Below are 9811 nucleotides of genomic sequence, written 5' to 3'. Positions count from 1 at the left end.
GTCGGGCTGCGGGCCGTCGGCGCGGGCGCGTGGTCGCGCTGCGGGCTGGCGGCGCGAGCGGGCGGGCGACGCAGGCGGGCGGGCGGCGCGAGCGCATCGGGCTGCTGACGGCGGCGCGGGCGCATGATCGACTCGGATTTCGTGAAGTCGGCCGGTCCCACCGCCGCGGACCCCGCGACTTCAGGAAACACGAGTTGATCTTGGCCCTCTGGCGCCGTCCGGCGCCGTCCGGCGCGTGGGGCGACCCGGGGCGGCGGGGCTCGCCAAGACGTTGAATGTTATCGATAACACGGCCGTGTCGGCCGGCTGCGCGCTGCGCGGATCGCCCCTCCGGGGTGCTCACTTCTGAGCCCGCATGGTCATCGATGGCTCTGGCGCGGGTCTGAGCACGAGAGTGCGACGCTCCGGCGATGTTATCGCTGCCATCATCGTCGACCGAGGCGTGGTCGCTATCGGACGGTCATCCCGCAGTGTCCGGCGTGTTGGGCCTGTCGCGCCGCCTCTCGATGGCTCCGTCGTCGGCGACCGGTTCGAGCGGACGTCCCTTTCGCCACCTGATCGCCGTCGTTGACGCCGGAATCGCGCGCTTTGCACCAGTCCGCTATCTACCCTCCCGAGTCGGTCCGCCTTCCGCGTTCCGTTACGGAGCTGTTGCGGGTAGATGTCTTGACGAGCCTGGATGTGAGCGTTAACACTATCCCCGTTAACGGTGGAGGTGAACATGAACCGTGTGGACGGAGCTGACGACCGCTACGTCGTCGGTGTCGACTACGGCACCCTGTCCGGGCGAGCTCTGGTGGTCCGTGTCGGCGATGGTGCCGAGTTGGGGACCGCGGTGCACGAGTACGGCGATGGCGTGATCAGCACGGCGCTTCCGGGAGGTCGAACGCTGCCCCCGGACTGGGCCCTGCAGAACCCGCAGGACTACCGCGACGTGCTGCGGTACGCCGTTCCGGCGGCGGTGTCCGCCGCGGGGGTGGACCCGGCGGCGGTGGTCGGCATCGGCATCGACTTCACCGCCTGCACCGTGCTGCCAACGCTCGCCGACGGCACCCCGCTGTGCGAGACGCCCGAGCTGCGCGATCGACCGCACGCCTGGGTCAAGCTGTGGAAGCACCACGCCGCGCAGCCGCACGCCGACCGGATCAACGCGTTGGCCCACGAGCGGGCCGAGCCGTGGATCGGCCGGTACGGCGGCAAGATCTCCGCCGAGTGGCAGTACGCCAAGGGCCTGCAGATCCTGGAGGAGGACCCGGAGGTCTACGACCGGGCCGAGCGCTTCATCGAGGCGGCCGACTGGATCGTCTGGCAGCTCTGCGGCACCGAGACCCGCAACGTCTGCACCGCCGGATACAAGGGCATCCTGCAGGACGGCCACTATCCCTCCGAGGGCTTCCTGACCGCGCTCAACCCCAACTTCGGCGACTTCGTGGCCAAGCTGGACGGCCCGTTGCTGCCCCTCGGCGCCCGGGCCGGCGCGCTCACCGCCCAGGCCGCCGCATGGACCGGCCTGCCGGAGGGGATCGCGGTGGCCGTCGGCAACGTCGACGCGCACGTCACCGCGGCGTCCGCGCAGGCGGTGGAGCCGGGTCGGCTGGTCGCCATCATGGGCACCTCGACCTGCCACGTCGTCAACGGCGCGGAGGTCGCCGAGGTGGCCGGCATGTGCGGTGTCGTGGACGGCGGCATCAGCCCCGGAGCGTGGGGTTACGAGGCCGGGCAGAGTGGCGTCGGCGACATCTTCGGCTGGTTCGTCGAGCACGCCGCCCCGGCCGGCACCGACTCGCACGAACGCCTCACCGAGCTGGCCGCGAGTCAGCCCGTCGGCGGGCACGGTCTGATCGCCCTGGACTGGTGGAACGGCAACCGGTCGCTGCTGGTCAACCACGACCTCAGCGGGCTGATCGTCGGCATGACCCTGGCCACCCGGCCAGCGGACATCTACCGGGCCCTGCTGGAGTCCACCGCGTACGGCACCCGGATGATCATCGAAGCGTTCGTCGACGCCGGAGTCCCGGTGAACGACCTGGTGATCGCCGGTGGTCTGACCAACAACGCGCTGCTGATGCAGATCTACGCCGACGTGACCAAGCGACCGCTGAACATCATCGCCTCGGCGCAGGGGCCGGCGCTGGGCTCGGCGATCCACGCCGCCGTCGCCGCCGGTGCGTTCCCCTCGATCCACGAGGCGTCGCAGGCGATGGGTCGGGTGCACGAGGCCGTCTACCGCCCGGACCCCGAGCGGGCCCGCGCCTACGACGCCCTCTACGCCGAGTACCGGGCGCTGCACGACCACTTCGGTCGTGGCGGCAACGACGTCATGCTCCGCCTGCGGGCGATCCGTAACGCGGCGGTCGAGACCGCCGCGGCCAGGCACGAGGCCCCGCTGGAGGTGGTGGCGTGAACGCCGAGGTGACCCGACAGATCAGCGAGCTGCGCGAGACCGTCGCCCGCCTGCACGCCGAGCTGACCCGGTACAACCTGGTCGCCTGGACGTCCGGCAACGTCTCCGCGCGGGCCCCCGGCCAGGATCTGATGGTGATCAAGCCGAGTGGGGTGAGCTACGACGACCTCACCGCGGCCACGATGGTGGTCTGCGACCTGGACGGCGTACTCGTCGAGGGCGACTTCGCCCCGTCCAGCGACACCGCCGCCCACGCCTACGTCTACCGTGCCATGCCCGAGGTCGGTGGGGTCGTGCACACGCACAGCTCGTACGCGACCGCCTGGGCCGCGTGTGGGGAGTCGATCCCCTGCCACCTCACCGCGCAGGCGGACGAGTTCGGTGGGGAGATCCCGATCGGGCCGTTCGCGCTGATCGGCGGTGACGACATCGGCAAGGGCATCGTCGCCACGCTCGCCGGGCACCGCTCGCCCGCGGTGCTGATGCGCAACCACGGCGTGTTCACCATCGGCCGCGACGCCCGCGCGGCGGTCAAGGCGGCGGTCATGTGCGAGGACGTGGCCCGTACCGCGCACCTGGCCCACACCCTTGGGCAGCCGGTCCCGATGGCCCAGGCAGATATCGATGCTCTTTATGACCGTTACCAGAACGTCTACGGTCAACAACCAGTCGCACCGGCGGGTTCCTGACCCCTGCACCGATCATCCGAGACCCGTCGGTCTGCACCACGACGCACCAGCACGCACCACCCGCGTACGCCGCTCTTGCGCACCTCGGCGGTTGGCGCGGTTACCCACCACATCCAGCCAAGGAGATTCGATGGGAAAGATGCGAACGCAGTCCGCTCCGTGGCGCGCTGCCGCGGTCCTCGCCAGCGTGCTGCTGGTCGGCGGCGTGGCGGCCTGCGGCAATAGCGACACGGGCGGCGGCGGCACCAAGGACGACGGCAAGATCACGATGGGCTTCTCGCAGGTCGGTGCGGAGAGCGGGTGGCGTACCGCGAACACCATCTCGATCAAGGAGGCCGCCACGGCGGCCGGAATCGAGCTGAAGTTCGACGACGCGCAGCAGAAGCAGGAAAACCAGATCAAGGCGATCCGCAACTACATCCAGCAGAAGGTCGACGTGATCGCCTTCTCGCCGGTGGTGGAGTCCGGGTGGGACACCGTGCTCAAGGAGGCCAAGGACGCCGGCATCCCGGTCATCCTGACCGACCGCTCGGTGGACTCGGCCGACAAGTCGCTGTACAAGACCTTCCTCGGCTCGGACTTCGTGAAGGAGGGCCGGCTCGCGGGCGAGTGGCTGGTCGAGCAGAAGAAGACCGCCTCGGGCCCGGTGAACATCGTCGAGTTGCAGGGCAGCACGGGCGCCGCGCCGGCGAACGATCGCAAGAAGGGCTTCGCCGAGGCGATCGCCGCCAACCCGAACCTGAAGGTCATCGCCTCTCAGACGGGCGACTTCACCCGGGCCGGCGGTAAGCAGGTCATGGAGCAGTTCCTCAAGGCCAACCCGAAGATCGACGTGTTGTTCGCGCACAACGACGACATGGGTCTGGGTGCTCTCGAGGCGATCACCGCCGCCGGCAAGGTTCCCGGCAAGGACATCACCATCATCACGATCGACGCTGTCAAGGACGGCATGCAGGCTCTCGCCGACGGGAAGTTCAACTTCATCGCGGAGTGCAGCCCGCTGCTCGGCCCGCAGCTGATGGACCTGGCCAAGAAGGTCAAGGCCGGCCAGGAGGTGCCTGCTCGGATCGAGACCGAGGAGACCACCTTCACGACCGAGCAGGCCAAGGAAGCTCTGCCCAACCGTAAGTACTGATCGACGACGGGGTCGCCGCGTTCGCGTGGCGGCCCCGCCGCGTCGCTTCCCTACCCGAAACGGACCGGGCTCGGCCCGCGACGACCCCGTACCACGCCCGCCCGAGCGACCCCCCAGGGACGACCGGGCGGGCGTGGCGGGAGCGTGGCGGCCCTTCCGTGTCGACAACCCAGAAGAGGTCTGATGGGATGACGGATAGCCGTCCGGTCCTGACGATGACCGGGATCAGCAAGTCCTTCCCCGGGGTGCGCGCACTCCACGACGTCAACTTCCGGCTCTTCCCCGGCGAGGTGCACGCCCTGATGGGCGAGAACGGCGCCGGCAAGTCGACCCTCATCAAGGTGCTCACCGGCGTCTACGACACCGACGAGGGCGCGATCACCCTCGATGGCGAGCCCGTGTCGTTCAGCGGGCCGATGCAGGCGACGGCCGCCGGTGTGAGCACCGTTTTCCAGGAAGTCAACCTCTGCACCAACCTCTCGGTGGCGGAGAACATCTTCATCGGCCGTGAGCCCCGGCTTCTCGGCGCGGTCCGCTGGGGCGAGGTCCGCCGCCGCGCCCGAGCGCTGCTGGCCCGCCTCGACCTCGACCTCGACGTCAGCGCGCCGCTCGGCTCGTACTCCCTGGCGATCCAGCAGATGGTCGCCATCGCCCGTGCGATCGACATCAAGGCCCGGGTGCTGATCCTGGACGAACCGACGTCCAGCCTCGACGCCAGCGAGGTGGCGCAGCTGTTCCGCATCATGCGGCAACTGCGTGACGAGGGCATCGCGATCCTGTTCGTGACCCACTTCCTCGACCAGGTCTACGAGATCGCCGACCGGATCACCGTGCTGCGCAACGGCGGCCTCGTCGGCGAGTACCTCACCACCGAGCTGCCCCAGCTCTCCCTGGTCGAGAAGATGATCGGCAAGGAGCTCGACGTCCTGGAGGGCATCGAGGAGCACTCCCGGCGGGACCTGGCCGCGCTGGAGGAGGGCACCCCCCTGGTGGCGGTGTCGAACTTCGGTCGGGCGGGCGCCGTCGAGCCGTTCAGCCTCACCATCCACGCCGGCGAGGTGGTGGGCCTGGCCGGCCTGCTGGGCTCGGGGCGTACCGAGGTCGCGCGGTTGTTGTTCGGCGCCGACCGGGCCGACGGCGGTCAGGTCGCGGTCGACGGGGAGGCGAGCAGCCTGCGCACCCCCGCCCAGGCCATCGACCACGGCGTGGGCTTCTGCTCGGAGAACCGCCGCGCGGAGGGCATCGTCGCCGACCTGTCGGTCCGCGAGAACATGATCCTCGCCATGCAGGCGGCCCGCGGCTGGCTGCGGCCCATTCCGCGTCGTCGCCAGGACGAGCTGGTCGACAAGTACGTCAAGGCGCTCAACATCCGGCCCGCCGACCCGGAGGTGCCGGTACGCAACCTCTCCGGCGGCAACCAGCAGAAGGTGCTCCTGGCCCGGTGGCTGATCACCGAGCCGCGACTGCTGATCCTCGACGAGCCGACCCGGGGCATCGACATCGGCGCGAAGACCGAGATCCAGAAGCTCGTGACGCAGCTCTCCGACGGGGGCATGGCGGTGCTGTTCATCTCCGCCGAGCTGGAGGAGGTGCTGCGCCTCAGCCACAAGGTGGCCGTGATGCGGGACCGGCAGATGGTCGCGCAGCTCGCGAACGACGAGAGCCTCGACGCCGACCGCATCATGCAGACCATCGCCAGCGGTTCCCACCGGGAGGAGGCAGACGCATGAACGACACCATGAGCCGCTATCGGACGATGACCGGTCACCGGCTGTTCTGGCCCGCCGCCGTGCTGTTCGTCATGCTCGCCGCGAACACGATCTACCGGCCCGGGTTCCTGTCCATCGAGCTCAAGGACGGGCACCTGTACGGCACGCCGATCGACATCCTGCGACTGAGCGCACCGTTGATCCTCGTCGCGCTGGGCATGACCCTGGTCATCTCGACCGGCGGCATCGACCTGTCGGTGGGCTCGCTCTGCGCGATCAGCGGCGCGATCGCCTGCATGTACATCAGCAAGCAGCCCGACCAGAACAGCGTCGGCGTGGTGGTGACCGCCCTCGCGATGGCGATGGGGGTCTCGCTCGTGCTCGGCGCCTGGAACGGGGTGCTGGTGGCCGTGATCGGTATCCAACCGATCATCGCCACCCTGATCCTGATGGTGGCCGGTCGGGGTCTCGCCCAGCTGATCACCGAGGGCCAGATCATCACCATCAACTCCGAGCCGTACCGGGCGATCGGCCTGGGCCACGCGTTGACCCTGCCGCTGGCCATCTTCATCGCACTCGCCGCGGCCCTGCTCGTGGCCGCGTTCACCCGTCGCACCGCGCTCGGCATGATCATCGAGTCGGTGGGTGGCAACGCCGTGGCCAGCCGGCTCGCCGGCATCCGGTCCGGCCGGGTCATCTTCCTCGCGTACGTGATCAGCGCCGCGTGCGCCGCGGTCGCCGGCTTCATGATGACGGCAAACGTCTCCAGCGCCGACGGCAACGCCGCCGGCCTCTGGGTCGAGCTGGACGCGATCCTCGCGGTCGTCATCGGCGGTACGTCCCTCGCGGGTGGCCGGTTCTTCCTCAGTGGCACGATCATCGGCGCGCTGATCATCCAGACCCTGACCACCACGGTGTACGCCATGGACATCTCACCGCAGACCTCGCTGCTGTTCAAAGCGGTCGTCGTCATCGCCGTCTGCCTCATCCAGGCACCGGCCTTCCGGGCCCGGTTCAGCCGCCGTAGGCGCAGCGCCCCGCCGCCCGCCGCCATCGCCGACAAGCCGAAGGAGCAGGTGCCGGCATGACCACTGGAACGCTTACCGCCGGTCGTACCCGGTTCCGGCTGCCGAGGAAGCAGATACCGGTCCTGGCGACGCTCGCCCTTTTGCTGGTGATGTACGGCATCGGCGTCTCGCAGTACACGGCGTTCTCCAACGTGCAGGTCATCTTCAACGTCTTCATCGACAACGGCTTCCTCCTCGTCGTCGCGGTGGGCATGACCTTCGTGATCCTGACCGGTGGCATCGACCTGTCGGTCGGGTCGGTCGTCGCCATGACGGCGATGGTGTCGGCCGCGCTGCTGCAGGACGGCATGCCGGCGGCGCTGGTGCTGGTCATCGCCCTGCTCATCGGCCCGACGCTCGGCCTGTTGATGGGCTGCGTCATCCACTTCTTCGAGATCCAGCCGTTCATCGTCACGCTCGCCGGGATGTTCTTCGCCCGGGGCATGTGCACCTTCATCTCCGGCGCGTCGATCCCGATCACCGACGGGTTCTGGACCTCGATGTCGCAGGAGCGGATCGGGGACCCTCGGGGCAACTTCGTGTCGATCAGCGTGCTGATCGCCTTCGTGGTGGTCGTCATCGCCGCGTACACGCTGGCCTACACCCGGCTGGGACGCAACGTGTACGCCATCGGCGGCAACCCGCAGTCGGCGCTGCTGATGGGCCTGCCGGTGGGGCGTACCCGGATCGCCGTCTACACGATCAGTGGTCTGTGCTCGGCCATCGGCGGGATCCTGTTGTCCTTCTACACCCTCTCCGGTGCGCCGCTGATCGCCGTGGGGATGGAGCTGGACGTCATCGCCGCCGTCGTCATCGGTGGCACGGTGCTCACCGGCGGCGCGGGTTACGTCTTCGGCACGGTGCTCGGCGTGCTGGTCCTCGGCGTGATCCAGACCCTCATCACCTTCGACGGGAGCCTCAACTCCTGGTGGACCAAGATCGTGATTGGCGGTCTGCTCTTCGCGTTCATCCTCCTGCAGCGTCTCATCGGAATCCGTTACAAGTGACCGCCCCTCTCGCGGAAGGCAACTCCATGGCACCACACACCGAACCCGAGATCTGGTTCCTCACCGGCAGCCAAGGCATGTACGGCGAGGAGACGCTCCGCCAGGTGGCCGAGCAGTCTCGCCAGATCGCGGCAGCGCTCGACGACTCGCCGCAGATTCCCGCCCGCGTGGTCTGGAAGCCCGTCCTGACCAACAGCGGTGAGATCCTGCAGGTCTGTCGGGACGCCGCCGCTCAGGGTGCCGTCGGGGTCATCGCCTGGATGCACACGTTCTCGCCGGCCAAGATGTGGATCTCCGGTCTGGACGCGTTGCAGACGCCGCTGCTGCACCTGCACACCCAGGCCAACGTTCTGCTGCCGTGGAACGACATCGACATGGACTTCATGAACCTGAACCAGGCCGCCCACGGCGACCGCGAGTTCGGGTACATCCAGACGCGTCTCGGTGTGGCCCGCAAGACGGTGGCCGGGCACGTCAGCGACCCGCGGGTGACCACTCGGATCGGGGCATGGGCCCGCGCCGCGCTGGGCTGGTCGGCGATGCGGTCGCTGCGCCTGGCCCGCTTCGGTGACAACATGCGCGACGTCGCGGTGACCGAGGGCGACAAGGTCGAGGCCGAGCTGCGGTTCGGGGTCTCGGTCAACACCTACGGGGTCAACGACCTTGTCGAGGTGGTCGGCGAGGTCACCGACGCGCAGGTGGACGACCTGGTCAAGGAGTACGAGGACACTTACCGCATCGTCGGCGAGCTGCTGCCCGGCGGTGAGCAGCACGACTCGCTGCGCTACGCCGCGCGCGTGGAGCTGGGCATGCGGGCCTTCCTGGACGCGGGCGGGTTCCGGGCGTTCACGACGAACTTCGAGGACCTCGGAGGGCTGCGTCAGCTGCCGGGCATCGCCGTGCAGCGGCTGATGGCGGACGGCTACGGCTTCGGCGGCGAGGGCGACTGGAAGACCTCGGTGCTGGTCCGCACCCTCAAGGCGATGTCGGTGGGCGTGAGCGGCGGCACGTCGTTCATGGAGGACTACACCTACGACCTCACCCCGGGCAACGAGCTGGTGCTCGGCGCCCACATGCTGGAGGTCTGCCCGACGATCGCCTCCGACGTGCCCAACGTGGAGATCCATCCGCTGAGCATCGGTGGCCGGGAGGACCCGGTCCGGCTGGTGTTCGACGCCGCACCCGGTCCGGCCGTGGTGCTCGGGCTGGCCGACATGGGGGAGCGCTTCCGGCTCGTGGCCAACGAGATCGACGTGGTGGCTCCGCCGCAGCCGCTGCGCCGGTTGCCGGTCGCCCGGGCCGTCTGGCGTCCGCGCCCCGACCTGCCGGTCTCGGCCGAGGCGTGGATCACCGCGGGCGCCCCGCACCACACCGTGCTGTCGCAGGCGGTGGGCGTGGAGGAGCTGCACGACCTGGCGGAGATGAGCCGCACCGAGCTCGTCGTCATCGACGCCGCCACGGAGCCCCGCCGCTTCGCCGACGAGCTGCGCTGGAACCAGGCCTACTACCGGCTGGCCCGCGGCTTCTGATTCGCGCGGCCCGGCCGCGCCCCGGACGGGTGGTCCGTCCCCTGCCTGACATCCCTCGGGCAGGGGCGGGCCACCCGTTTGCGTGTCCGCTAGCACGGTCACGAGCCGATTGGGTTACGTCTTGACTAAGGCCGTGTTATCGCTCACAGTCTATAACCAAGACGGTCGATGTCTGTGGCTGGCCCGGCCGCGATCATATCTCTCCCCGTGTTCGGCAGATCAGTGCCTCGGACCACGTTGAGTGATGTTAGCGATCACATCCTGCGATCAG

8 protein-coding genes are annotated in these 9811 nt (G+C 69.0%); 7 read left to right on the top strand and 1 reads right to left on the bottom strand.

What is annotated here, in order from left to right; all coding sequences use genetic code 11:
• A partial coding sequence (locus tag PSH25_RS14005) for a hypothetical protein (protein WP_238659512.1) occupies window positions 1–191 on the bottom strand: 191 nt, incomplete at its 3' end.
• A 530-nt stretch (window positions 192–721) separates the two neighbouring features.
• On the opposite strand from PSH25_RS14005, the gene araB reads away from it, so the two are divergent.
• The 7 genes from araB (at window position 722) to araA (ending at window position 9540) form a co-directional block, all read left to right on the top strand.
• Window positions 722–2404, top strand: a complete 1683-nt coding sequence (gene araB, locus PSH25_RS14000; RefSeq protein ID WP_238659511.1) for a ribulokinase — start codon at window positions 722–724, stop codon at window positions 2402–2404.
• Complete coding sequence (locus PSH25_RS13995; protein ID WP_238659510.1) at window positions 2401–3093, top strand: L-ribulose-5-phosphate 4-epimerase; 693 nt, start codon at window positions 2401–2403, stop codon at window positions 3091–3093. Before araB ends, PSH25_RS13995 begins: the two co-directional genes overlap by 4 nt.
• 130 nt (window positions 3094–3223) lie before the next feature.
• Window positions 3224–4228 (top strand): ABC transporter substrate-binding protein, encoded by a 1005-nt coding sequence (locus PSH25_RS13990; RefSeq protein ID WP_372492791.1) that lies wholly within the window; start codon window positions 3224–3226, stop codon window positions 4226–4228.
• A 188-nt stretch (window positions 4229–4416) separates the two neighbouring features.
• Window positions 4417–5958: a sugar ABC transporter ATP-binding protein gene (locus tag PSH25_RS13985; RefSeq protein WP_238659509.1), complete on the top strand. Its 1542-nt coding sequence runs from the start codon at window positions 4417–4419 to the stop codon at window positions 5956–5958.
• The gene (locus tag PSH25_RS13980) at window positions 5955–7025 is read left to right on the top strand and encodes an ABC transporter permease (protein WP_238659508.1); all 1071 of its coding nucleotides are present in this window, start codon (window positions 5955–5957) and stop codon (window positions 7023–7025) included. Before PSH25_RS13985 ends, PSH25_RS13980 begins: the two co-directional genes overlap by 4 nt.
• Complete coding sequence (gene yjfF / locus PSH25_RS13975; protein ID WP_210781560.1) at window positions 7022–8011, top strand: galactofuranose ABC transporter, permease protein YjfF; 990 nt, start codon at window positions 7022–7024, stop codon at window positions 8009–8011. Before PSH25_RS13980 ends, yjfF begins: the two co-directional genes overlap by 4 nt.
• 26 nt (window positions 8012–8037) lie before the next feature.
• A complete protein-coding gene (gene araA / locus PSH25_RS13970; RefSeq protein ID WP_203117741.1) occupies window positions 8038–9540 on the top strand; it encodes an L-arabinose isomerase in 1503 nt (500 codons plus the stop codon).
• Window positions 9541–9811: the final 271 nt, after the last annotated feature.

Origin of the sequence: Micromonospora foliorum (assembly GCF_022229015.1) — a bacterium.
Taxonomy (GTDB): Bacteria; Actinomycetota; Actinomycetes; order Mycobacteriales; family Micromonosporaceae; genus Micromonospora; species Micromonospora foliorum.
This window is presented reverse-complemented; position numbering and strand designations above follow the sequence as displayed.

Excerpts from the sequence above, each read along its gene's own strand:
- araB (WP_238659511.1), top strand. The coding sequence starts at position 722 with ATGAACCGTGTGGACGGAGCTGACGACCGCTACGTCGTCGGTGTCGAC.
- PSH25_RS13990 (WP_372492791.1), top strand. The coding sequence starts at position 3,224 with ATGGGAAAGATGCGAACGCAGTCCGCTCCGTGGCGCGCTGCCGCGGTC.
- PSH25_RS13985 (WP_238659509.1), top strand. The coding sequence starts at position 4,417 with ATGACGGATAGCCGTCCGGTCCTGACGATGACCGGGATCAGCAAGTCC.
- PSH25_RS13980 (WP_238659508.1), top strand. The coding sequence starts at position 5,955 with ATGAACGACACCATGAGCCGCTATCGGACGATGACCGGTCACCGGCTG.
- yjfF (WP_210781560.1), top strand. The coding sequence starts at position 7,022 with ATGACCACTGGAACGCTTACCGCCGGTCGTACCCGGTTCCGGCTGCCG.
- araA (WP_203117741.1), top strand. The coding sequence starts at position 8,038 with ATGGCACCACACACCGAACCCGAGATCTGGTTCCTCACCGGCAGCCAA.